22 protein-coding genes are annotated in these 21488 nt (G+C 68.7%); 17 read left to right on the forward strand and 5 right to left on the reverse strand.

Translation table 11 applies throughout. The features are described 5' to 3' along the window. The first annotated feature begins 8 nt into the window (after nucleotides 1-8). The 6 genes from FWJ24_RS14610 to olsB all read left to right on the forward strand — a co-directional run bounded on the left by FWJ24_RS14610 (nucleotide 9) and on the right by olsB (nucleotide 7472). Nucleotides 9-167, forward strand: coding sequence for a hypothetical protein (locus FWJ24_RS14610; protein ID WP_166443642.1), 159 nt, complete (start codon nucleotides 9-11; stop codon nucleotides 165-167). Beyond that, complete coding sequence (locus FWJ24_RS08825) at nucleotides 167-1012, forward strand: shikimate dehydrogenase family protein (RefSeq protein ID WP_150287543.1); 846 nt, start codon at nucleotides 167-169, stop codon at nucleotides 1010-1012. The genes FWJ24_RS14610 and FWJ24_RS08825 overlap by 1 nt, the downstream gene beginning before the upstream one ends. Then, a complete protein-coding gene (locus FWJ24_RS08830; RefSeq protein WP_150287447.1) occupies nucleotides 1009-2901 on the forward strand; it encodes a bifunctional sugar phosphate isomerase/epimerase/4-hydroxyphenylpyruvate dioxygenase family protein in 1893 nt (630 codons plus the stop codon). Before FWJ24_RS08825 ends, FWJ24_RS08830 begins: the two co-directional genes overlap by 4 nt. Nucleotides 2902-2994: 93 nt before the next feature. Further along, on the forward strand, nucleotides 2995-4527 hold the full coding sequence (locus FWJ24_RS08835; protein WP_150287448.1) for a YifB family Mg chelatase-like AAA ATPase: 1533 nt from the start codon (nucleotides 2995-2997) through the stop codon (nucleotides 4525-4527). A gap of 112 nt (nucleotides 4528-4639) precedes the next feature. After that, nucleotides 4640-6373: an ATP-binding protein gene (locus FWJ24_RS08840; protein ID WP_246155639.1), complete on the forward strand. Its 1734-nt coding sequence runs from the start codon at nucleotides 4640-4642 to the stop codon at nucleotides 6371-6373. Nucleotides 6374-6587: 214 nt separating this feature from the next. Then, nucleotides 6588-7472 carry a l-ornithine N(alpha)-acyltransferase gene (gene olsB, locus FWJ24_RS08845; protein ID WP_246155626.1) on the forward strand — a complete coding sequence of 295 codons (885 nt, stop codon included), beginning with the start codon at nucleotides 6588-6590 and terminating at the stop codon, nucleotides 7470-7472. Here olsB and FWJ24_RS08850 read toward each other — a convergent pair whose 3' ends face one another. Genes FWJ24_RS08850 through FWJ24_RS08860 form a run of 3 tightly spaced genes read right to left on the reverse strand, consistent with a single transcriptional unit; the run spans nucleotide 7473 to nucleotide 10176 of the window. Continuing rightward, nucleotides 7473-8381, reverse strand: coding sequence for an SDR family oxidoreductase (locus FWJ24_RS08850; protein WP_150287451.1), 909 nt, complete (start codon nucleotides 8379-8381; stop codon nucleotides 7473-7475). Continuing rightward, complete coding sequence (queG, locus tag FWJ24_RS08855) at nucleotides 8342-9487, reverse strand: tRNA epoxyqueuosine(34) reductase QueG (RefSeq protein WP_150287452.1); 1146 nt, start codon at nucleotides 9485-9487, stop codon at nucleotides 8342-8344. Before queG ends, FWJ24_RS08850 begins: the two co-directional genes overlap by 40 nt. Then, the gene (locus FWJ24_RS08860; protein WP_150287453.1) at nucleotides 9484-10176 is read right to left on the reverse strand and encodes a glutathione S-transferase family protein; all 693 of its coding nucleotides are present in this window, start codon (nucleotides 10174-10176) and stop codon (nucleotides 9484-9486) included. Before FWJ24_RS08860 ends, queG begins: the two co-directional genes overlap by 4 nt. Nucleotides 10177-10329: 153 nt before the next feature. On the opposite strand from FWJ24_RS08860, the gene FWJ24_RS08865 reads away from it, so the two are divergent. Further along, on the forward strand, nucleotides 10330-11133 hold the full coding sequence (locus FWJ24_RS08865) for an undecaprenyl-diphosphate phosphatase (protein WP_150287454.1): 804 nt from the start codon (nucleotides 10330-10332) through the stop codon (nucleotides 11131-11133). On the opposite strand, the gene nth is transcribed toward FWJ24_RS08865, so the two are convergent. Further along, nucleotides 11124-11825, reverse strand: coding sequence for an endonuclease III (nth, locus tag FWJ24_RS08870; RefSeq protein ID WP_150287455.1), 702 nt, complete (start codon nucleotides 11823-11825; stop codon nucleotides 11124-11126). The two genes, FWJ24_RS08865 and nth, sit on opposite strands and share 10 nt — an antisense overlap. 75 nt (nucleotides 11826-11900) lie before the next feature. Between nth and FWJ24_RS08875 the strand changes: the two genes are divergently transcribed. The 7 genes from FWJ24_RS08875 (at nucleotide 11901) to FWJ24_RS08905 (ending at nucleotide 18763) form a co-directional block, all read left to right on the forward strand. After that, the gene (locus FWJ24_RS08875; protein ID WP_150287456.1) at nucleotides 11901-12389 is read left to right on the forward strand and encodes a DUF2244 domain-containing protein; all 489 of its coding nucleotides are present in this window, start codon (nucleotides 11901-11903) and stop codon (nucleotides 12387-12389) included. A gap of 72 nt (nucleotides 12390-12461) precedes the next feature. Next, a complete protein-coding gene (locus tag FWJ24_RS08880) occupies nucleotides 12462-13337 on the forward strand; it encodes a methylated-DNA--[protein]-cysteine S-methyltransferase (RefSeq protein WP_150287457.1) in 876 nt (291 codons plus the stop codon). Nucleotides 13338-13430: 93 nt separating this feature from the next. Then, the gene (locus FWJ24_RS08885; RefSeq protein WP_150287458.1) at nucleotides 13431-13952 is read left to right on the forward strand and encodes a hypothetical protein; all 522 of its coding nucleotides are present in this window, start codon (nucleotides 13431-13433) and stop codon (nucleotides 13950-13952) included. Nucleotides 13953-14022: 70 nt separating this feature from the next. Next, complete coding sequence (locus tag FWJ24_RS08890; protein WP_150287459.1) at nucleotides 14023-14658, forward strand: trimeric intracellular cation channel family protein; 636 nt, start codon at nucleotides 14023-14025, stop codon at nucleotides 14656-14658. Between the two features lie 190 nt (nucleotides 14659-14848). Beyond that, nucleotides 14849-16762: a molecular chaperone DnaK gene (gene dnaK, locus FWJ24_RS08895; RefSeq protein ID WP_150287460.1), complete on the forward strand. Its 1914-nt coding sequence runs from the start codon at nucleotides 14849-14851 to the stop codon at nucleotides 16760-16762. A 119-nt stretch (nucleotides 16763-16881) separates the two neighbouring features. Then, the gene (gene dnaJ / locus FWJ24_RS08900; protein WP_150287461.1) at nucleotides 16882-18015 is read left to right on the forward strand and encodes a molecular chaperone DnaJ; all 1134 of its coding nucleotides are present in this window, start codon (nucleotides 16882-16884) and stop codon (nucleotides 18013-18015) included. 136 nt (nucleotides 18016-18151) lie between these two features. Continuing rightward, nucleotides 18152-18763: a class I SAM-dependent methyltransferase gene (locus FWJ24_RS08905; protein ID WP_150287544.1), complete on the forward strand. Its 612-nt coding sequence runs from the start codon at nucleotides 18152-18154 to the stop codon at nucleotides 18761-18763. Between the two features lie 6 nt (nucleotides 18764-18769). On the opposite strand, the gene FWJ24_RS08910 is transcribed toward FWJ24_RS08905, so the two are convergent. Next, entirely contained in the window at nucleotides 18770-19804 is a 1035-nt protein-coding gene (locus FWJ24_RS08910) for a cysteine synthase A (RefSeq protein WP_150287462.1), read from the reverse strand. Nucleotides 19805-19891: 87 nt separating this feature from the next. On the opposite strand from FWJ24_RS08910, the gene FWJ24_RS08915 reads away from it, so the two are divergent. From FWJ24_RS08915 to FWJ24_RS08925, 3 genes are read left to right on the forward strand one after another with little or no spacing between them, the layout of a single operon-like run. Next, the gene (locus tag FWJ24_RS08915) at nucleotides 19892-20464 is read left to right on the forward strand and encodes an NADPH-dependent FMN reductase (protein WP_150287463.1); all 573 of its coding nucleotides are present in this window, start codon (nucleotides 19892-19894) and stop codon (nucleotides 20462-20464) included. Between the two features lie 14 nt (nucleotides 20465-20478). Beyond that, nucleotides 20479-21168, forward strand: coding sequence for an orotidine-5'-phosphate decarboxylase (gene pyrF, locus FWJ24_RS08920; RefSeq protein ID WP_150287464.1), 690 nt, complete (start codon nucleotides 20479-20481; stop codon nucleotides 21166-21168). 17 nt (nucleotides 21169-21185) lie between these two features. Beyond that, complete coding sequence (locus FWJ24_RS08925) at nucleotides 21186-21473, forward strand: DUF1330 domain-containing protein (protein ID WP_150287465.1); 288 nt, start codon at nucleotides 21186-21188, stop codon at nucleotides 21471-21473. Nucleotides 21474-21488: the final 15 nt, after the last annotated feature.

A 21488-nucleotide genomic window follows, 5' to 3' on the forward strand; every position in this document is an offset into this window, starting at 1 on the left:
GGACCGCCATGGCCGAAAGACCCCGGACCGCCATTGCCTTGGCGTGGAACGCGCCCTGGTTCCCTGATCTCGCGACGCCGATGGCGCAGCATCTCGAGCACGGCCGCGTGGCGCTCGCGATGCAGCACTCGGCGCGGACGGGCGAAGCGGTGAGGCTCGCGCCATGATGCTCGACGGCCACACGCGGCTTTACGCGCATATCGGCTACCCGACGTCGAGCTTCAAGGCGCCGCTGATCTACAATCCGTATTTCGCGGCGCACGGCATCAACGCCGCCGTGGTGCCGATAGGCGTTCCCGCCGCGGATTTCGACGCCGCCTTCCCGGCGATCATGCGGTTTTCGAACATTGCGGGCGCGCTGATCACGATGCCGCACAAGGTCACCGTGCTGCGCCATCTCGCGCGCGTCTCTCCGGCAATCGCGGTCACCGGCGCCTGCAACGCCGTCCGCCGCGAGGAGGACGGCACGCTGAGCGGCGACATGTTCGACGGCGAGGGCTTCGTCCGCGGGCTCGCGCGCAAAGGGCAGGCGATTGCCGGCCGCCGGGTTCTGATCGTGGGGGTGGGCGGCGCGGGGGCCGCGATCGCCGCGGCTCTGGCCGCGCGCGGCCCGGCGCTGATCCGGCTCGCGGACCTGCGCGCGGAGATCGCGGGCGAAGTCGCGGCGCGGCTCGCGGCGCATTTCCCCGGCCTCGCCGCGGAGGTCGGAACAAACGATCCTGCTGGGTTCGATATCGTCGTCAACGCAACCCCGCTCGGCATGAGACCGGAGGATCCCCTGCCTCTCGATCCGGCACGGCTCGCGCCCGGCGCCTTCGTCGGCGAGGTCGTGCTCAGCCGGGAGCGGACGCCGCTGCTCGAAGCCGCCGCCGCGCGCGGCTGCACCATCCAGATCGGGCTCGACATGCTGTTCGAGATGATCCCCGCCTATCTCGAATTCTTCGGCTTCCCGCCGACGACGGCGGATGAACTGCACGCGCTCGCCACGATTTCCGGCCCGGAGCCCGCATGAGAACCGCGATCGCCACCGTCTGCGTCTCCGGCAATCTCGCGGAGAAGCTTGAGGCGATCGCCGTCGCAGGGTTCCGGGCCGTGGAGATCTTCGAGAACGATCTCATCGCCTTCCCCGGCACGCCGGCGGATGTGCGGCGGATGGCGGCCGATCTCGGCCTCGCGATCGTGACCTGCCAGCCCTTCCGCGATTTCGAGGGCATGACCGGCGCGCGCCGTATCCGGGTATTCGACCGCGCGGAGCGGAAATTCGATCTCCTTGCGGAACTCGGCAGCGATCTGCTGTTCGTCTGCTCCAGCCTCTCGCCGGAAGCGCTCGGCGGGATCGACCGGCTCGCGGAGGATTTCGCCGAACTCGGCACCCGCGCCGCCCGGCGCGGGCTGCGCGTCGGCTACGAGGCGCTGGCCTGGGGCCGGCATATCCATGATTATCGCGATGCCTGGGAGATTGTCCGCCGCGCCGGGCAGCCCAATGTCGGGCTGGTGCTCGACAGTTTCCATGTGCTCGCGCGCAAGCTGGATCTGGCGGCGATCCGCAGCATTCCCGGCGACCGGATCTTTCTCGTCCAGATCGCGGATGCACCCCGGCTCGAGATGGATTACCTCTCCTGGAGCCGCCATTGGCGCTGCCTGCCCGGCCAGGGCGATCTCGATCTCGCCGGCTTCATGGATGCGCTCGAGACGACCGGCTATGATGGCGTGCTCAGCCTCGAAATCTTCAACGACCGGTTCCGTGCCGGCTCGGCCCGCTCGGTCGCGCTCGACGGGCGGCGCTCGCTGATCTGGCTGCTCGATTCCACCGCCCGCCGCCTCGGGCGCCCCATCGCCGGCGCTGCGCCGATGCCGGCCCCGGCGCCGGTCGAAGGCGTCGAATTCATCGAATTCGCGGTGCACGAGGCCGAACGGGAAGGGTTCGAGCGGCTGATCGCGGCACTCGGCTTCGCGCGCGCCGGGCGGCACCGCTCCAAGGACGTCTCGCTCTGGCGGCAGGGCGAGATCCGCATCGTCGTCAACAGCGAGCCCGACGGTTTCGCCCATTCCTACCAGATCACGCATGGCAGCTCGGTCTGCGCCATGGCGCTGCGCACACCGGACGCGCAGGCGACGATCACGCGCGCGCGGGCGCTGCTCGACGAGCCGCATGCCGGCGCCGTAGGGCCGGGCGAGCTCGACATTCCGGCCGTGCGCGGGCTCGGCGGCTCGCTGCTCTATTTCATCGATTCGCGCTCGAGCCTCGGGCGCTGGGCCGAGATTGATTTCCTGCCGACCGGCGCGACCGCGCCCGATGCCGGGCTACGGGCGATCGACCATGTCTCGCAGACGATGCAATACGAGGAAATGCTGACCTGGCTGCTGTTCTACACCTCGCTGTTCGAGGCGCGGAAAACGCCGAGCCAGGCGGTGATCGACCCCGGCGGGGTGGTGCAGAGCCAGGTGATCGAGAGCGGTGTCGGCGGCGGCGGCGCCGGGCTGCGGCTGGTGCTCAACGGCTCGCAGAGCACCCGCACCCTCTCGGCGCGGTTCGTGACGGATTTCTTCGGCTCCGGCGTGCAGCATATCGCGCTCGCGACCGACGATATCGAGGCGAGCGTGGCGCGGCTCGTCGCCAACGGCGTCGCGATGCTGCCCATACCCGAGAATTACTACGACGATCTCGAAACCCGCGCCGATCTTTCCCCGGCGGCGATCATGCGGATGCGCGCGCTCAACATCCTCTACGACAGCGATGCCGGCGGCGGGTTCCGCCACGCCTATACGGTGGCGTTCGACGGCGGGTTCTTCTTCGAGATCGTGCAGCGCGACCCCGGCTATGGCGGCTACGGCGCACCGAATGCCGGCATCCGGCTGGCGGCGCAGGCGCGGATCGCCCGGCCGGCCCTTCCGGTCTAGATCCCGCGCCGCGCGGTCACTCGACGGGCGGAGGCAGAGCCGGTAGCCTCCCTTCGGGTCTGGCGGCGGAACGGTTCGGGGGCGACAACAGGGATGGTCGCGCGCGTGGCAACGGTGGCCTTCGAGGGGATCGAGGCGCGGCCGGTCGATGTGCAGGTGCAGGTTGCGGCGGGTTCGGTCGCCTTCGTGCTTGTCGGCCTGCCGGACAAGGCGGTGGCCGAAAGCCGCGAGCGCGTCCGGGCGGCGCTGACCGCCTCCGGCCTCGCGCTGCCGGCGAAACGGATCATCGTCAACCTCGCTCCGGCGGATCTGCCCAAGGAAGGCAGCCATTACGACCTGCCGATCGCGCTCGGGATCATGGCCGCGATCGGCGCAATCCCGCAGGATGCGCTCGACGGCTTCACGGTGCTCGGCGAACTCGCGCTCGACGGCACGATCTCGCCGGTCGCCGGCGTGCTGCCGGCGGCGATCGCGGCGCATGCGCGCGGGCACGGGCTGATCTGCCCCGCCGCCACCGGGCCGGAGGCGGCCTGGGCGGGCGAGGCGATCGAGATCGTCGCGCCGCGCTCGCTGATCCAGATCGCCAACCATTTCAAGGGCGCGCAGGTGCTCGCGCGGCCGGAACCGGCCATCCGCCGCGCCGAAGGCGCCCTGCCCGATCTCCGCGACATCAAGGGCCAGGAAAGCGCCAAGCGCGTGCTGGAGATCGCCGCCGCCGGCGGGCATCACCTGCTAATGAGCGGCCCGCCCGGCGCCGGCAAATCCATGCTTGCGGCGCGCCTGCCCTCGATCCTGCCGCCGCTGGCCCCGCGCGAATTGCTCGAAGTCTCGATGATCCATTCGATTGCCGGGTTGCTCGCCGAGGGCGCGCTGACCGACCGGCGCCCCTTCCGCAGCCCGCATCATTCCGCCTCGATGGCGGCGCTCACAGGCGGCGGGCTTCATGCCCGGCCCGGCGAGGTGAGCCTCGCGCATCACGGTGTGCTGTTCCTCGACGAGTTGCCGGAATTCGCGCCGCAGGCGCTCGATTCGCTGCGCCAGCCGATCGAGACCGGCGAGGTCGCGGTCAGCCGCGCCAATCACCGCGCGGTCTACCCGGCGCGGTTCCAGCTGGTCGCCGCGATGAATCCCTGCCGCTGTGGCCACGCGATGGAGGCGGGCTTCACCTGCAAGCGCGCGCCCAACGAGAAATGCATGGCGCAATACCAGGCGCGGCTTTCCGGCCCGCTTCTCGACCGATTCGATCTCGCGATCGAGGTGCCGGCGGTCGATCTCGCCGATCTCCTGCTGCCGGCGCCGGCGGAGGGCTCGGCCGAGGTGCTCGCGCGCGTGCTCGCGGCCCGCGCACGCCAGGCGGACCGATTCGAGAGGCTCGGATTGCCCGGGATCCGCACCAATGCCGCCGCGCCCGCCGCCTTGCTCGACGCGATCGCGCGGCCCGATCCCGACGGCGCGGCGCTGCTGCGCCAGGCGGGGGAGCGGCTGAAGCTCACCGCGCGCGCCTTCCACCGCCTCATCAAGGTGGCGCGCACGCTCGCCGATCTCGATCAGGCCGAGCATGTCGGTCGCGCCCATCTCGCCGAAGCCATCGGGCTCCGGGGGCGGATCACCGGCGGCTCGCCATGACGAACGCTACCTTCCCTTAACGACGCCCGGATTTTGCCGCAAAGCGTCAAGGGCATGGCAACCAGCGCCGGAGATGCTGCCCCCATAAGCAGGAAAACTGCAGGTGGGCGTCATGTGGATCGAGACGGCGGGAATTGCCGCCGCCCTTCTGTTCGCCGTGAGCGGCGTCGCGGTCGTGCTCGCGCTGGTCGCGGCCGGGCTCGTCGGCGATGTGCGCCGGCTGCGTGCCGCCCATGCCCGGCTGGCCGCGGAGCGCGCGGAACTGGCCGAGAAGCTCGACCTGATCGAGCGGATGAGCGCGCGCGCGGAAGCCGCGAGCGAGGCGAAATCGCGCTTTCTCGCCACCGTCAGCCACGAGATCCGCACGCCGCTCAACGGCGTGCTCGGCATGGCCGACCTGATGCTCGACACGCCGCTGACGCCGGAGCAATCGAATTATGCCCGCGCGATCAAGACCTCGGGCGAAGCGCTGCTGAGCCTGATCGAGGAAATCCTCGATTTCTCGCGCATCGAAGCCGGGAAGATCGAGATCCATGCGCACGAGACCGAACTCGCGCCGCTGATCGAGGGCGTGGTCGAACTGCTTGCGCCGCGCGCGCAGGGCAAGTCGCTCGAGATCGCAAGCTTCATCGCCCCCGATCTGCCGGCCTCGATCCGCACCGATGCCGCGCGGCTGCGTCAGATCATCATGAACCTCGCCGGCAATGCGGTGAAATTCACCGAACGCGGCGGGGTCGGCATCCGGGTCGGCCGCGCCGGGCCGGACAGCCTGACGATCGCCATCGAGGATACGGGGCCGGGCATTCCGCCCGAGCGGATCGAGGCGATCTTCCAGGAATTCGAGCAGGGCGGGGCGCCGGGCACCGCGAGCCAGCCGGGAACCGGGCTCGGCCTCGCCATCTCCCGCCGTCTCGCGCGGCTTATGGGCGGGGAGATCCAGGTCGTCAGCGAGATCGGCCAGGGCTCGACCTTCACGCTGACGCTGCCGCTCCCCGCCGCGGCGCCACGCCCGGCGCCGATGCCGCCGCTGCCGGCGCAGGATGTGCTGATCCTGGCCGCCGGCCCGTTCGAGGGCCGCTATCTCGCGGCCTATTTCCGCGCCGCCGGCGGGCGGGCGCGGCTTGTCCAGCGCGAAGCGGCTGCACTCGCCGCCATCCGGCGCTCGGCGCCCGACCTGATCATCATGGACGCCGCCTTCGGGGCCGAGGCCGCGCAACGCATCGTCGCGGCCGGTACGGAAGCCGGGTGCCGCCGTCATCTCGTGCTGCTCTCGCCCTTCGAGCGACGCAGTTTCGGCCCGCCGACGGCGGCCGGGTTCGACCGCTACCTCGTAAAGCCTGTCAGGCGGCGCTCGCTTGGCGCGCAGATCCGCGACTGGCCCGAAACCGGCGCCGCCCCGTCACCTCCGGAAGAGCACCTTGCGCCCGAGCCGCTCGCCGGCCTGCGCGTGCTGATTGCCGAGGACAACGACATCAACGCCCTGCTCGCCGGACGGCTGATCGAGCGCCTCGGGGGCCGCAGCGTCCGGGCCTCGAACGGGTTCGAGGCGCTCGATCTCCTCACCGCCGCGCTCCAGCCCGGCGCGCCGGCTTTCGATTGCCTCCTCTTCGATGTCCGCATGCCCGAACTCGACGGGCTCGCCGCGCTGCGGCGCTGGCGCGAGACCGAGCGGCAGGCGCGGCGGCCGCGGATCCCGGCCCTGGCGCTGACCGCGAACGCCTTCGACGAGGATCGCCAGGCATGCTTCGAGGCGGGGTTCGACGGCTTCCTCCCCAAGCCGCTCGAACGCGAGGCGTTCCTGAAATCGCTCGGCGCCCTGCTGCCGCCGCCGCGCCGGGTGGCCTGAGCGCGCATCGGCCGCAGGGGAAACGCGCCATTTGCGTCTTTCGGCTTGCCTCCACGTCATCATCTTGTCACAACGGTAGCGCACATGCGCAAAAGACGTCATCCATGACGCGTTTTCGGGGAGAGAGCCGGTCATGCTGCGACCGCGAACCAATGCGCAGGGTCCTTCATTCGCGCAGGGTCTTTCGTTCCGAGGCCGTTTGCCGGCTGTCTTCATGAACCCGAAGGCGCTGGTCGGGCGCTTCAACCCCGTCTCGCGGATCGTGCGCGAGACCGGCGGCCTGCCGGACACGCTCGGTCGCCTCGGCTCGCTCGAAGTGCGGCTCGCCCGGACGACGAAGGATATCCGCCGCGCGCAGCGGCTGCGCTTCAAGGTCTTCTTCGACGAGATGAGCGCGACGCCCAACACGCGCGCCCGCGTCTATCGCCGCGATATCGACCCGTTCGACCGCATCTGCGACCATATCCTCGTCATCGACCATGAGGCGCCGCGCGGCCCGTTCCGCAAGCCGAAGCCGAAGGTGATCGGCACCTATCGCGTGCTGCGCTCGGATGTCGCACAGGCGCATGGCGTGGATTTCTACACCGCCGGAGAATACGACCTCCGGGCGCTGATTGCGGCCAATGCCGGCCTGCGGATGATGGAGCTGGGGCGCTCCTGCGTGCTCAAACCCTATCGCAACAAGCGGACGGTCGAGCTGCTCTGGCACGGCGTGTGGCGCTACATCGTCCATCACAAGATCGACCTGATGTTCGGCTGCGCGAGCCTCGAGGGCACCGATCCGGCGGCGCTCGCGGTGCCGCTCGCGTTCCTCCACCATTTCGCCAAGGCGCCCGACACGCTTTCCGCGCGGGCGCTACCCTGGCGCTATACCGACATGAACCTCCTGCCCAGGGAGGCGATCGACGCCAAGGTTGCAATGAAGTCGCTGCCACCCTTGATCAAGGGTTATCTCCGGCTCGGCGCCGTGTTCGGCGACGGCGCGGTGGTGGACCGGCAATTCGGCACCGTCGATGTGTTCGTGGCGCTCAAGGTCAAGGATATCGACCCGCGCTATGTCGCCTATTACGGCGCCGATGCGAGCCGCCACGCCGCCTGATCAGGCCGGCTCCGCCGCGAGGCACGCGGCGAGCCCCTCGCGATAGGTGGGGTAGCGGAAGCGATAGCCGAGCGCGGCCTTGATCCGCGCATTCGAGACGCGCTTGTTCTCGCCATAGAAGCTGCGCCCCATCGGCGAGAGATCGGCAGCCTCGAAGGCAATTTCCGGAGGCGGCGCCACGCCGAGCAGGGCCGCGGCATGCGCGACGACATCCTGCGGCGGCGCCGGGAGATCGTCGGTCAGGTTGAAGATGCCGAGCGGCCCCGCATGCCGGAAGGCCTGGGCCATTGCGGCGCCGATATCCTCAACATGGATACGGTTGAAGACCTGCCCCGGCTTGACGATCCGCCGCGCGGTTCCGGCGCGCAGGTTGTCGATGGCCGAACGCCCGGGGCCATAAATGCCGGAGAGCCGGAAAATGCCGAGATCGATGCTTCTTTCGCTGGCAAAGTTAATCCAGCCCTCCTCGGCTGCGACGCGCTGGCGCGAACGCGGTGAGACGGGGCGGAGCGGCGTGCTCTCATCCACCCAGCCGCCGCCATGGTCGCCGTAGACGCCCACGGTGGACAGATAGATGACCCGCCAGAGCCGCGGCAGCGGCAGATCGCCGAAACCGGGCGCCTGCAGCAACGGATCGCCCTCTTCTCCGGGCGGCGCCGAGACGAGCAGAAGATCCGCCGCCTCGAGCGCCCGCAGGAGCGGATCCGTCAGCGCATGACCATCGAAGGCGCTGGCCGTGCTGACCGGCGCGGTGAGGCGCGCCGCCCGTTCGGGGCTCCGCACCGTGGCGTGGAGCGCGGCGAGGCCGGGCACCATCGCGCGCGCGATGGCCGCCGAAGAATAGCCGTAGCCGATGATGACCAGGTTCGTCACGCACTGTGCCGGAGGATCGCGCCCTCCGCCTCCCATTCGCTCCGGACATCCGGATCGGTTTCGGCTGCAGCCTGCCTCCGGGCCAGGGCCGCGAAATCCGGCGCGGCAAGCAGCCGCGCCAAAGCCCAGACGGCCATGGCCCGCACGAGCGGTGCGGCGTCATCGAGGCGCTCCATCGCCACCGGCACAAGGGCGGCATCTCCAGAATTGCCGATCGCGATCAAAACGTTGCGCAGGAAACGGTCTCGGCCCGTGCGCTTGATCGGCGTGCCGGCGAACAGCGCGCGGAAGGCCGCGTCGTCGAGCCGCGCGAGATCGGCGAGCCTGAGCCCATCGAGATCCTCGCGCAATGCGAGCCGCGCGTCGCGGGATGCCACCGCGAACTTGTTCCAGGGGCAGACGGCGAGACAATCATCGCAGCCGAACACCCGGTTGCCGAATCGCGCGCGCAGATCGCGCGGGATCGGCCCCTTGTGCTCGATCGTGAGATAGGAGATGCAGCGCCGCGGATCGAGCCGATAGGGTGCCGGGAAGGCATCGGTCGGGCAGATGGAGAGGCAGCGCCGGCAGGAACCGCAATGGTCGGGCTCCGGCGCATCGGGCGCAATCGCGAGTGTCGTGAACACCGCGCCGAGGAACAGCCAATTGCCGAATTCGCGGCTGACGAGCACCGTGTGCTTGCCCTGCCAGCCGAGCCCGGCCTCGACCGCGAGCGGCTTCTCCATGACCGGCGCGGTATCGACGAAGACCTTGACGTCTCCGCCCGCCTGCGCGACCAGAGCCCGCGCGAATTCCTTGAGCCGGCTTTTTATCACGTCGTGATAATCGCGCCGCATCGCGTAGACCGCCAGCGTCGCGCGATCACGCCGCGCGAGCCGCGCCATCGGATCGCCCGCCATGGCGTAATTGACGCCGAGCATGATGACGCTGCGCGCCTCGGGCCAGAGCGCATCCGGCGCCGCGCGCTTTTCCGGATCGCGGGTCATCCAGCCCATCTCGCCCTGCATGCCGGCAGCGAGCCAGGCGGTGAGATCCGCCAGCCGTTGCGGCGCGGCCGTTGCGGCGGCAACGCCCGCGACATCGAAGCCATGGGCACGCGCAAGCGCGGTGATCAGATCCCGTCCTGCCGCGCCGGCGCTCAAAAATCGAGATCCGCGTAGGCGGCGGCCGGCGCCACGCCGCGCAGCCGGTCGGCCAGAAGCGGGCGGAAGGAGGGCCGGGATTTCACGGTCGCATACCAGTGCCGCACGGCCTCCTCCTCGTTCCACGGCACATCGCCGAGGTAATCCACCGCCGAGAGTTCCGCCGCCGCGGCGAGATCGGCATAGGTCAGCCGATCCCCCGCAAGCCAGTTTCGCTGACGCAGGAGATGGGCGATGTATTTCAGATGGTAGCGGATATTGGCGCGCGCCGCACGCATGGCGCCGGGATCGGGCGCGCCGCCACCATGTTCAGCGGGCAGAAGCCGTTTGATAATCTTCTCGTGAACGAGCGGCTCCGAGACCTCGGCGCGGAATTTGTGCCCGAACCAGCTGATCAGCCGCCGGACCTCGACACGCGCCGCCGGCGCCTCGGGCAGCAGCCGCCGGTCCCCGAGCACCAGGCCGCGCGTTTCGTCGAGATATTCGGCGATCGTTACCGCGCCCGGCACGACCTGGCCGTCATGCTCGACCAGGACCGGCAGCTCGCCCGCGGGATTGAGCAGCAGGAATTCACGCCGGCGCTCATGCGTCCGCTCCTCGATGAATTCCGCCTCCATCTGCAACTCGCCCATGATGAGGCGGATGAAGCGCGAGGCCGGATCGAGCGGAAAATGGTAGAGAACGGGCATCGGGGACGGGAGACCTTCCGGAATGCGGCCGCCGCCCGGCCCGGGCCGCAGGCTGGCATTCGCGCGCGGCCCGCTATAATGGAGCGACCATCGCCCCTCAACCCCCGGTGATTCGGGCCGCGCGCGGAACGAACCCCTCTTGGTTAGCTGTTCATGAATCTCGCGCTCGCGCTCAAGGCCGCCCTGCTCGGCTTCATCGAGGGGCTGACGGAGTTCCTGCCGGTCTCGTCGACCGGGCATCTCATTCTGTTCGGGCATTATCTCGGTTTCTCCTCGCCCGGCCATTCCTTCGAGGTGCTGATCCAGCTCGGGGCGATCCTCGCCATCCTGTCGGTCTATTTCGGCAAATTGCTGGCGCTGGCGAAGGGCATGGTTTCCGACCGGCGGGCGCAGATGTTCATCCTCGCCATCCTGGTCGCCTTCCTGCCCGCCATGCTGATCGGCGCGCTCGCGCGCGATTTCATCAAGACCGTGCTGTTCAACCCGTTCGTCGTGTGCATCACCCTGATCTCGGGCGGGCTCGTGCTGCTCGTCGTCGACGAGATGGCGTTTGCGAACAAGACACGGGACGTGATGGACATCACGCCGCGCACGGCACTCGGGATCGGGCTCTTCCAGTGCCTCGCGATGGTGCCGGGGGTGTCGCGTTCGGGCGCGACGATCGTCGGCGCGATGCTGATGGGAGCGGAGAAGCGCGTGGCGGCGGAATTCTCGTTCTTCCTCGCCATGCCGACCATGGCCGGCGCCTTCGCCTATGATCTCTACAAGAGCTATCGCAGCCTCGCCTTCGATGACGTGGCGGCGGTGGCGATCGGCTTCGTCGTGGCCTTCCTCGCCGCCCTGGTGGTGGTGCGCGGGTTTCTCGGCTTCGTCTCGCGCCACGGTTTCACGCCCTTCGCCTGGTGGCGGATCATCGTCGGCTGCTTCGGGCTCGCGGCCTATTTCGTTTATGGCTGAGACCGGGGCGCGGATTTCGGCGGCGCGGATTTCGGCTCGTGCCGGCAGAGATCGGTGAGCGGGCAGCGCCAGCATTCGGGCCGGCGGGCCTTGCACAGATAGCGCCCGTGCAGGATCAGCCAGTGATGGGCATGCAGGCGATAGGGCTCGGGCACCAGCCTTTCGAGCCCGGCTTCGACCTGTTCCGGCGTGCGGCCGGGGGCGATCGGCAGCAGGTTCGAGATGCGGAAGACATGGGTGTCGACCGCGAAGGTCGCCTGGCCGAACGCCATGTTGAGCACGACATTGGCCGTCTTGCGCCCGACGCCGGGCAGGGTGACGAGATCGTCGCGATTGTCCGGCACGACGCCGCCGAAGCGCTCGATCAAGGCCTGGCTGAGCAGGATCACGTTGCGGGCCTTGTTGCGGAAGAGCCCGATCGTCTTGATCTGCTCGCGCACCGCATCTTCGCCGAGCGCCAGCATCTTCGCGGGCGTGTCGGCGCGGGCGAAAAGGCCGCGCGTCGCCCTGTTCACCCCGGCATCGGTCGCCTGCGCGGACAGAACCACCGCGACAAGCAGCGTGAAAGGATTGGTGTGCTCCAGTTCGCCCTTCGGCTCCGGCTCGATCGCGTAGAGGCGGCGGAAGATCTCGGCGATCTCCCGTGGATCGCGCTCCCGCGCCGCTGCGCTCTTCGGTCTCACCGCGGCCATTCCGCCCCCCGTTTGCCCTGCCGGCTTCGCGCGCTAGCTTAGCCGAGTACCCGTTCTCCGCTTCTGAAGGCAAGCGTGCCCGAACTCGACCCGAAATCGCCAGAGGCGCCGATTTTTACCGCCACGATCACGCCGCACCGATCGCTGTCGCGGCGTGGGCTCGCGCTGCTGATGGGGTTCGTCGGCGCTGTGGGGCTCGTTGTCTCGATCCCGTTCTATCTGCTCGGCGCCTGGCCGATCGCCGGGTTCATGGGGCTCGATATCGTGCTGATCTATCTCGCCTTCCGCTATCACAACGCGACCGCGCGCGCCTATGAGGAGATCGTTCTGACGCGGCTCCAGCTCCTGTTCCGCGCGGTGAACTGGCGCGGTGCGGCGCGGGAATACCGTTTCAACCCGCGCTGGACGCGGCTCGAACGCGAGGATCATCCGGAATTCGGGACCGAGCGGCTGACCCTGGTGCAGGGCCGCGCGCGAGTCGAGATCGCGGCCTGCCTCGGCCGGGAGGAACGCACCGATTTCGCCGAACATCTGCAGCGGGCCCTGCACGAATCGCGGCGCTGAGGCCAGAGCCAACGAAATCGGGTGGCGGAGCGATGGCGCTGCGCCTAGCCTTTCTGCATGGAGGTCCTTGCCATGCTCGACCGCGCATCCCCCGCGCCGACCACCCGTCCCGATGCGGATTACGCCCGCGTGCGCGACGCGCTGCGCTTCATCACCGAACAGGCCCGTTTCCAGCCCGACAGCGCGGCGATCGCCGCCGCGCTGGGGATCGGCCCGGCAGATCTCACGGCGCTGTTCCGACGCTGGTGCGGGCTGACGCCCAAGGCCTTTCTCCAGGCGGTGACGCTCGATCACGCCAAGCGGCTGCTCGACGAGGGGCTGCCGCTGCTCGATTGCGCGCTCGAAGTCGGGATGTCCGGGCCCTCGCGGCTTCACGACCTGTTCGTAACCCATGAGGCGATCTCGCCCGGCGAATACAAGAACGGCGGCGCCGGGCTTGAAATTGCGTATGATTTCGTACCTTCGCCCTTTGGTCTCGCGCTGCCGATGGTCAATGAGCGCGGCTTGTGCGGCCTAGCTTTCGCCGACGAGGGCGGCGAGGGGGCCGCCTTCGAGGACATGCAGCAACGCTGGCCGAATGCGCGCTATCGCCGCGACCCCGTCCATGTGGCACCGATCGCGCGGCGGATCTTCGACAGCACGACCTGGCGTCCCGACCAGCCGCTGCGGGTGTTCCTGATCGGCACCGATTTCGAGATCCGGGTCTGGGAGACGCTGCTCGCAATCCCGTTCGGGCGCGCGACGACCTATTCCTCGATCGCCTCGCGCCTCGAACGACCGAAGGCGGCGCGGGCCGTGGGGGCGGCGGTGGGCCGAAACCCGATCTCCTTCGTGGTGCCCTGCCACCGCGTGCTCGGCAAGGCCGGCGGCCTGACCGGCTACCATTGGGGATTGACCCGCAAGCGGGCGATGCTCGGCTGGGAGGCGGGGCGGGTCGCCGCCGGTTGAGTGCGGCTGTGCGGCGCCGAACAGCGCCGCGCTGCCCGTGCGCGCATGGTTGCTTCCGGGGCGGAGGACGCCTCGGAAGAGGAGCACCCGGCGATGACGATCACGGTGACACGATCGAAAACCACGCTGACGGCCAGCGATTATACCGCTGTCCCGACCCTGATCGACCCGCGCGACGGCAGCGCGGTCGACGCCCTGACGAATTTCGACTTCAACCTGCCCGACCTGCCGCCGCAGACGATCGACGGCCGGCTGGCGCTGGCGCATCCGCTGACGATGACGTTGCGCCCGAATTGCCGCCGCCGCACCGGCGTGACCATGACGGCGGGGCTGCTGGCCCACGAGCAGTTCCACTGGGATTGCGCCTTCGTCGTCGCGCGGCGCTTTGCGCGCGAGGCGGGCGCGCTGCGTGCCGCGACGCAGGCCGAGCTTGCCGCCCAGTTCCAGGCCTTGTTCCGCCTGCACATGCGCACGCGCAACAACCTGATCCAGGGCCGTTACGACATCGATTCCCGCCACGGCACCAACGCGCATTACCAGGGCATCTGGAAGCGGCGGATGACGGCCTGTCTCGGCGACGCCAACGCGACCCAGATCGGCGGCTTCTACCTCTGAAGCCCGCATGCGGCGCGCAGGCCTCACCGGTCCGGATTGGGCCGGCGCGCGAAATATGCCATGAAGGCGGATGATCTCGGATGTCATCGCCGCCATCGGCTGGCTCGGCCTCGTCGCCTTCGCGGTGTCGGGCGCGCTCGTCGCGTCCCGGAAGCAGCTCGACATCGTCGCCTTCATCTTCTTCGGCACCGTGACGGGCATCGGCGGCGGCACCTTCCGCGATCTCGTGCTCGGGCAGGCGCCGGTCTTCTGGGTGCGTGATCCGACGCCGCTCCTCGTCTGCGCCGCGGTTTCGGCCGCGACCTTCTTCCTCGCGCATGTGCCGGAATCGCGGCTGCGGCTGCTGCTCTGGCTCGACGCGGCGGGCATGGCGGTGTTCTGCGTGCTCGGGGCCGAGGCCGCGCGCGAATTCGGCTTCGCGGTTGCGATCTCCTGCGGCGTGATCACGGCCGTGGTCGGCGGCTTCATCCGCGACATGATGGGCGCCGAGATGCCGGTGATCATGCGCGGCGAGATCTACGCCACCGCCGCCTTCGCCGGCGCGGCGGCCTTCCTCATCGCCGGATGGTGGCTTCCGCGCGATCTCGCCGCGCTGATCGGGATCGGCGCGGCCTTCGGGCTGCGTGCCGCCGCGCTGGTGTTCCGCTGGCGCCTGCCGGTCTATCGCCGCAAGCCGGGCCGGAGCCCGGAGGAGCTGGGCTTGTGACGATCTCCCGCGATCCTTCACCATTTTCGTGCAAGATGCCTTGTGGCGGGAAAACGGCGCTCCTATATCGCCGACGAGGCTGAACGCGCCGCAATCCTGGCGCGTCCTGCCATGAAATCCAACCGGTTCAAGGGGTCGCGCTTCGCTTCGGGATGATCGCGATCCGTTGCTCGCTTGAGAGGGGCACATCATGGGTAAAGTCATCGGCATCGATCTCGGCACCACGAATTCCTGCGTCGCCGTGATGGAAGGCACCAATCCGAAGGTGATCGAGAACGCCGAGGGCGCGCGCACCACGCCGTCGATCGTCGCGTTCACGCAGGATGGCGAGCGGCTCGTCGGCCAGCCGGCGAAGCGCCAGGCCGTGACCAACCCGGAGCGCACCTTCTTCGCCATCAAGCGCCTCATCGGCCGCACCTATGCCGATCCGCTGACCCAGAAGGACAAGGGCCTGGTGCCCTATTCGATCGTCAAGGCCGATAACGGCGACGCCTGGGTCGAGGCCGACGGCAAGAAATACTCCCCCTCGCAGATCTCCGCCTTCACGCTGATGAAGATGAAGGAGACGGCGGAGGCCTATCTCGGCCAGAAGGTCGATCAGGCCGTCATCACCGTTCCCGCCTATTTCAACGATGCCCAGCGCCAGGCAACCAAGGATGCCGGCAAGATCGCCGGGCTCGAGGTGCTGCGCATCATCAACGAGCCGACCGCCGCCGCGCTCGCCTACGGCCTCGACAAGAAGGCTTCCGGCACCATCGCGGTCTATGATCTCGGCGGCGGCACCTTCGACATCTCCATCCTCGAGATCGGCGACGGCGTGTTCGAGGTGAAATCGACCAATGGCGACACCTTCCTCGGCGGCGAAGATTTCGACATGCGGCTCGTCGAATATCTCGCGGACGAGTTCCGGAAGGAGCAGGGAATCGACCTGAAGAAAGACAAGCTCGCCCTCCAGCGCCTGAAGGAAGCGGCGGAGAAGGCCAAGATCGAGCTGTCCTCCACCGCGCAGACCGAGATCAACCTGCCTTACATCACCGCCGACGCCACCGGGCCGAAGCATCTCGCGCTGAAGCTCAGCCGCGCCAAGTTCGAGAGCCTCGTCGATGATCTCGTGCAGCGGACGATCGAACCGTGCAAGAAGGCGCTCAAGGATGCCGGCATCCAGGCGGGCCAGGTCGACGAGGTGGTGCTCGTCGGCGGCATGACGCGCATGCCGAAGATCCAGGAAGTGGTGAAGAGCTTCTTCGGCAAGGAGCCGCACAAGGGCGTGAACCCGGACGAAGTGGTCGCGATCGGCGCGGCCGTGCAGGCCGGCGTGCTCCAGGGCGACGTCAAGGACGTGCTGCTGCTCGACGTGACGCCGCTCTCGCTCGGCATCGAGACGCTCGGCGGCGTGTTCACGCGCCTCATCGACCGCAACACCACGATCCCCACCAAGAAGAGCCAGATCTTCTCGACCGCCGAGGACAATCAGAACGCGGTGACGATCCGCGTCTTCCAGGGCGAGCGCGAGATGGCGGCGGACAACAAGCTGCTCGGCCAGTTCGATCTCGTCGGCATCCCGCCGGCGCCGCGCGGCATGCCGCAGATCGAGGTGACCTTCGACATCGACGCGAACGGCATCGTCTCCGTCACCGCGAAGGACAAGGCCACCAACAAGGAGCATCAGATCCGCATCCAGGCCTCCGGCGGGCTCTCGGAGGCCGATATCCAGAAGATGGTCAAGGAAGCCGAGGCGCATGCCGAGGAAGACAAGAAGCGGCGCGCGCTGGTCGAGGCGAAGAACCATGCCGAGGCGCAGATCCATTCGGTCGAGAAATCGCTGAAGGAGCACGAGGCCAAGCTCGCAAGCGAGGACAAGATCGCCGCCGAGACCGCGATCGTCAGCCTGCGCGAAGCGCTCGCGGGCGAGGATCCCGCGCTCATTACCGAGCGCACCACCGCGCTGATGCAGGCGGCGATGAAGATCGGCGAGACGATCTACAAGGCCGAGCAGGAGGCCGCCGCCAAGGCCGACGCCGAGAAGGATGGCGCGAAGACCGATGACGTCATCGATGCCGAGTTCAAGGATGTCTCCGGCGACGACAAGAAGAAGTCGGCGTGACGAGCAGCCGGTGCAACCTGCGCCTGATCCGAGAACGCGATGGCGGGTCTTATCCGGCCGGGATCATGCCGGTCCGGCCGGACCGGCCCCGCGCAGCATCCTCGCCGGGAGCCGCATGAATGGCCAAGCGTGATTATTACGAGGTGCTCGGGGTCACGAAGGGCGCCGACGACGCGGCGCTGAAATCGGCCTTCCGCAAGCTCGCGATGCAGTGCCATCCGGACCGAAATCCTGGCGATGCCGAGGCGGAGCGGCGGTTCAAGGAGCTGAACGAGGCCTATCAGGTCCTTTCCGACCCGCAGAAGCGGGCGGCCTACGACCGATTCGGCCATCAGGCCTTCGAAGGCGGGGCGGGCGGCGGACCGGGTGGGTTCGGGCCGGATTTCGCCTCCTCGATGAGCGACATCTTCGAGGATATCTTCGGTGATGTGTTCGGCGGCGGCCGGCGCGGCGGCGCGCGCGGCGCGCAACGCGGCGCCGACCTGCGCTACGATCTCGAGATCACGCTCGAGGAAGCGTTCCGGGGCAAGACCGCGACGGTCAAGGTGCCGACCGCCATCCAGTGCGAGGCCTGCAACGGCACCGGCGCCAAGCCCGGCTCCAAGCCGAAGACCTGCGCGACCTGCGGCGGCCAGGGCCGCGTGCGCGCCACGCAGGGTTTCTTCGCCATCGAGCGCACCTGCCCCACCTGCGGCGGGCGCGGCGAGGTGATCGAGGATCCCTGCCGCGTCTGTTCCGGTTCGGGACGGGTGATGAAGGAGCGCACGCTCTCCGTCAACGTGCCCGCCGGCGTGGAGGACGGAACCCGGATTCGTCTTGCGGGCGAGGGCGAAGCCGGCATGCGCGGCGCGCCGGCCGGAGACCTTTACATCTTCCTCGGCATCCGCCCGCACGGCTTCTACAGCCGCGACGGCGCCGACCTGTTCTGCCGCGTGCCGATCTCGATGGTTGCAGCAGCGCTCGGCACCGACATCGCGGTTCCGACGCTCGATGGCGGCGAAGCCAGGATCAGGATCCCCGAAGGCACGCAATCGGGCAAGCAGTTCCGGATCCGGGGCCGCGGCATGCCGGTGCTGCGCTCCAAGGAGACCGGCGACCTCTATGTGCAGGCGATCGTCGAGACGCCTCAGAACCTCACGCGGCGCCAGCGGGAGCTGCTCGCCGAATTCGAAAAGGATTCCTCGCAGGAGACCAGCCCGGAATCGGCCGGCTTCTTCGCCCGCGTCAAGGATTTCTTCGGCGGCGCGGGCTGACCCCCAGCTCGGATGCCGGCGAAACAAGTCTTGAATCCGTCACGATCTTTGGCATAACTCAGCCTCGCAACGGCGCAATCGAAAGCGGAACGTCATCTTGACCGGACAGAACCGTCCCCTCCCGCCGCTTGAGGAGATGCGCCGCAGCAGCCATCGCCTCTTCCAGAAGATCGCGAGCGAAGCCCGGATCGAAGACGAGGCGCGTTTCCTCAAATCCTGGTTTGACAGGCCGCTCGTGACGGGAGCGGTCTATCCGTCCGGCAAGGCGCTGGCGTCGATGATGGCCCGCTATGTCGATCCGGCGGAAGCCGGGCCGGTGATCGAGATCGGCCCCGGCACCGGGCCGGTGACCGAGGCGCTGCTTCGCCGCGGCATCGCCGAGGAGCGGCTGATCCTGATCGAGTTCAACGGCGATTTCTGCCGCCTTCTGCGCCGCCGCTTCCCGAAAGCGCGGGTGATCGAGGGCGATGCCTACGCGCTGGCAACGACGCTCGATTTCCTGGACGAGCCGGCGGCGGCGGTCGTATCGTCGCTGCCGCTCTTCACGCGGCCGGAGGAGCAGCGCCTCACGCTGCTGCGCGAGGCGTTCGCGCTGATGCGCCCCGGCTCGCCTTTCATCCAGTTCACCTACGCCACCGTGTCGCCGATGCCGCTCAAGGGCCGCGATTTCGACGCCCGCGTCTCGCCGCGCGTCTGGCTCAACCTGCCGCCGGCGCGGGTCTGGGTCTATCGGCGGACGGAGGCCTGAGGCGCGTCAGCCTGCCACCAGCGGCGCTCTGATCGCGCTCGTCGCCTCGAGCCAGTGCGGAACGGGCAGGTTCTTCTCGCGCAGGAAGGCGGGGTTGAACAGCCGTGAGGCATAGCGGGTGCCGTAATCGCACAGCACCGTGACGATCGTGTGCCCCGGCCCCATCTCCCGCGCCATGCGGATCGCGCCGGCGACATTGATGCCGGAGGAGGAGCCGAGCACCAGCCCCTCGTGCTCGATCAGATCGAAGACGACGCGCAGGGCCTCGTCATCCGGGATCCGATAGGCGAAATCGGGCCTGAACCCTTCAAGATTGGCGGTAATGCGCGCCTGCCCGATCCCTTCCGAGATCGAACTGCCCTCGGCCTTCAATTCGCCGGTCATGTAATAGCTGTGGAGCGCAGCGCCGAACGGATCGGCAAGGCCGATCTTCACGCCCGGGTTCCGTTCGCGCAGCGCCATGGCCGTGCCGGCCAAGGTGCCACCGGAGCCGACCGCGCAGATGAAGCCGTCGAGCCGGCCGCCGGTATCGCGCCAGATCTCGGGGCCGGTCGTCTCGATATGCGCCTGGCGGTTGGCGACATTGTCGAACTGGTTGGCCCAAACGGCGCCATTGGGCTCGGTGCGGGCCAGTTCCTCGGCGAGGCGACCGGATACGCGCACGAAATTGTTCGGGTTCGAATAGGGTGCAGGCTTCACCTCGATCAGCGTCGCGCCGGCGGCACGCAGGGCGAGCTTCTTCTCCTCGCTCTGGCTGTCGGGGATGACGATCACGGTTCTGAGCCCCAGTGTGTTGCCGACGAGCGTCAGCCCGATGCCGGTATTGCCCGCAGTGCCCTCGACGATCACCCCACCCGGCTTGAGCAGGCCCTTCGCCATCGCGTCGCGGATGATGAACAGCGCCGCGCGATCCTTCACCGACTGGCCGGGATTGAGGAATTCCGCCTTGCCGAGAATGGTGCAGCCGGTGGCTTCGGACGCGCGCTTGAGCGTGATCAGCGGCGTGTTGCCGATCGCGGGGACCATTCCGTCGAAGATCATCGATGCATGCCGGTTCTTGTTTCCTGTGCGTCTTCCTCTAGATGCCTCCTCGGTCGGCGACAAGCGGCCGCAAAGCAGGGGGCGGGCATGGTGACCGGGGCGGTGCGGATTCTGGTTCTTTCGGGTTCGACGCGGCCCGCCTCGTTCAACCGGCGGCTGGCCGGGATGGCGGCGCGGGCGTTGCGGGCGCTGGGCGCGGAAGCAACCGAGATCAGCCTCGCCGATTTCCCGCTGCCCTTCGTCGACGAGGATGGCCGCGCGGCGCCCCCTGAGCCTGCGCAGCGGCTCAATGCGCTGATCCTCGCGCATCAGGGCCTGTTCATCGCCTGTCCGGAATACAATGCGGGCTACACCCCGCTCCTGAAGAACGCGCTCGATTGGGCGAGCATGTGCCGCACCGACGGCCCCGGCCTCGCCGGCAAGATCGTCGCCCTCGGCGGCGCCTCCACCGGCCCGCGCGGCGGCTATCGCGCGCTGACGCAATTCCGCGCCGTGCTCGAACTCGGCTTCGGCGCGCTGGTCATCCCCGAGATGGCCTCGGTACCCCTCGCACACCAGATCTTGACGGAAGAGGGGGAAATCGCCGACCAGCAGGCGGACCGTTTCTTCAAGGCGACCATCGCCCGTCTCCACCGGGAGGCCGCGCGCGCCGCATCCTGAGCCGGAGCCCCCCGATGGAACCCGAAGCCCGCGTGATCGTCGCCCTGGACCTGCCGGACATCGCCGCCGCGCGGGCGCTGGTGGCAACGCTCGGCGCGGCGGGCCGGTTCTACAAGATCGGGTATGAACTCGCTTTCGCCGGCGGCCTCGATCTCGCGCGCGAGCTGGTTGCGGCGGGCAAGCAGGTCTTCCTCGATCTCAAGCTGCACGACATCCCCAACACGATCGAAAAGGGCGTCGGGCAGATCGCCCGGCTCGGCGCGACATTCCTGACCGTCCATGCCTATCCGCAGACGCTTGAGGCGGCCGCGCGGGGCGCGGCGGGCAGCGGGCTCGGCATTCTCGGCGTCTCGGTCATGACCTCGATGGATGATGCCGACCTCGCCCGCGCCGGCTATGGGCTCGGCGTCGCCGATCTCGTCGCGCGCCGGGCACGACAGACCTATGAGGCCGGCTGCGCAGGGCTCATCTGCTCGGCGGCGGATATCGCCGGCGTGCGGGCGGCCGTCGGCCAGGGCCTTACACTGGTGACGCCGGGCATCCGCCCGGCCGGCAGCGCCGTGGGCGACCAGAAGCGCGTGATGACGCCCGGCGCGGCGATCCGCGCCGGCGCAGATCATCTCGTGATCGGCCGCCCGATCAGCGCCGCGCCGGACCCGGCCGCGGCGCTCGCCGCGATCCTTGCCGAGATCGCTTCAACCTGACCCGGAAAGGGATGCGCATGCCCAAGGGCTATTATATCGGGCGGGTCTCCGTCCACGATGCCGAGGCCTACAAGGCCTATGCGGCCAAGGCGACGGCGGCGATCGCGCAATATGGCGGTCGCGTCCTGGCGCGGGGCGGCGCGTTCGAGATCCTCGAAGGCGAGGCGCGCGCCCGCAATGTCGTGATCGAGTTCGAGAGTGTGGAGGCGGCGCGCCGCTTCTATTTCTCGCCCGAATATACCGAGGCACGCCGGCTGCGCATGCCGATCAGCGTCGGGGATTTCGTGATCGTCGAGGGCGTGTGACGCACCCCCTCTTGA

The sequence above is a fragment of the Rhabdaerophilum calidifontis genome (genome assembly GCF_008641065.1).
GTDB classification, from domain to species: domain Bacteria; phylum Pseudomonadota; class Alphaproteobacteria; order Rhizobiales; family Beijerinckiaceae; genus Rhabdaerophilum; species Rhabdaerophilum calidifontis.

Bases quoted from the DNA above. Each gene is read 5' to 3' on its own strand.
- FWJ24_RS08885 (WP_150287458.1), top strand. From the start codon at position 13,431: ATGACGATCACGGTGACACGATCGAAAACCACGCTGACGGCCAGCGAT.
- dnaJ (WP_150287461.1), top strand. From the start codon at position 16,882: ATGGCCAAGCGTGATTATTACGAGGTGCTCGGGGTCACGAAGGGCGCC.
- FWJ24_RS08825 (WP_150287543.1), top strand. From the start codon at position 167: ATGCTCGACGGCCACACGCGGCTTTACGCGCATATCGGCTACCCGACG.
- FWJ24_RS08915 (WP_150287463.1), top strand. From the start codon at position 19,892: ATGGTGACCGGGGCGGTGCGGATTCTGGTTCTTTCGGGTTCGACGCGG.
- FWJ24_RS08835 (WP_150287448.1), top strand. From the start codon at position 2,995: ATGGTCGCGCGCGTGGCAACGGTGGCCTTCGAGGGGATCGAGGCGCGG.
- nth (WP_150287455.1), bottom strand. From the start codon at position 11,825: ATGGCCGCGGTGAGACCGAAGAGCGCAGCGGCGCGGGAGCGCGATCCA.
- pyrF (WP_150287464.1), top strand. From the start codon at position 20,479: ATGGAACCCGAAGCCCGCGTGATCGTCGCCCTGGACCTGCCGGACATC.
- FWJ24_RS08890 (WP_150287459.1), top strand. From the start codon at position 14,023: ATGATCTCGGATGTCATCGCCGCCATCGGCTGGCTCGGCCTCGTCGCC.
- FWJ24_RS08860 (WP_150287453.1), bottom strand. From the start codon at position 10,176: ATGCCCGTTCTCTACCATTTTCCGCTCGATCCGGCCTCGCGCTTCATC.
- FWJ24_RS08910 (WP_150287462.1), bottom strand. From the start codon at position 19,804: ATGATCTTCGACGGAATGGTCCCCGCGATCGGCAACACGCCGCTGATC.
- FWJ24_RS08850 (WP_150287451.1), bottom strand. From the start codon at position 8,381: ATGGGAGGCGGAGGGCGCGATCCTCCGGCACAGTGCGTGACGAACCTG.
- FWJ24_RS08880 (WP_150287457.1), top strand. From the start codon at position 12,462: ATGCTCGACCGCGCATCCCCCGCGCCGACCACCCGTCCCGATGCGGAT.
- FWJ24_RS08830 (WP_150287447.1), top strand. From the start codon at position 1,009: ATGAGAACCGCGATCGCCACCGTCTGCGTCTCCGGCAATCTCGCGGAG.
- FWJ24_RS14610 (WP_166443642.1), top strand. From the start codon at position 9: ATGGCCGAAAGACCCCGGACCGCCATTGCCTTGGCGTGGAACGCGCCC.
- FWJ24_RS08865 (WP_150287454.1), top strand. From the start codon at position 10,330: ATGAATCTCGCGCTCGCGCTCAAGGCCGCCCTGCTCGGCTTCATCGAG.
- FWJ24_RS08840 (WP_246155639.1), top strand. From the start codon at position 4,640: ATGTGGATCGAGACGGCGGGAATTGCCGCCGCCCTTCTGTTCGCCGTG.
- FWJ24_RS08925 (WP_150287465.1), top strand. From the start codon at position 21,186: ATGCCCAAGGGCTATTATATCGGGCGGGTCTCCGTCCACGATGCCGAG.
- dnaK (WP_150287460.1), top strand. From the start codon at position 14,849: ATGGGTAAAGTCATCGGCATCGATCTCGGCACCACGAATTCCTGCGTC.
- FWJ24_RS08905 (WP_150287544.1), top strand. From the start codon at position 18,152: ATGCGCCGCAGCAGCCATCGCCTCTTCCAGAAGATCGCGAGCGAAGCC.
- olsB (WP_246155626.1), top strand. From the start codon at position 6,588: ATGAACCCGAAGGCGCTGGTCGGGCGCTTCAACCCCGTCTCGCGGATC.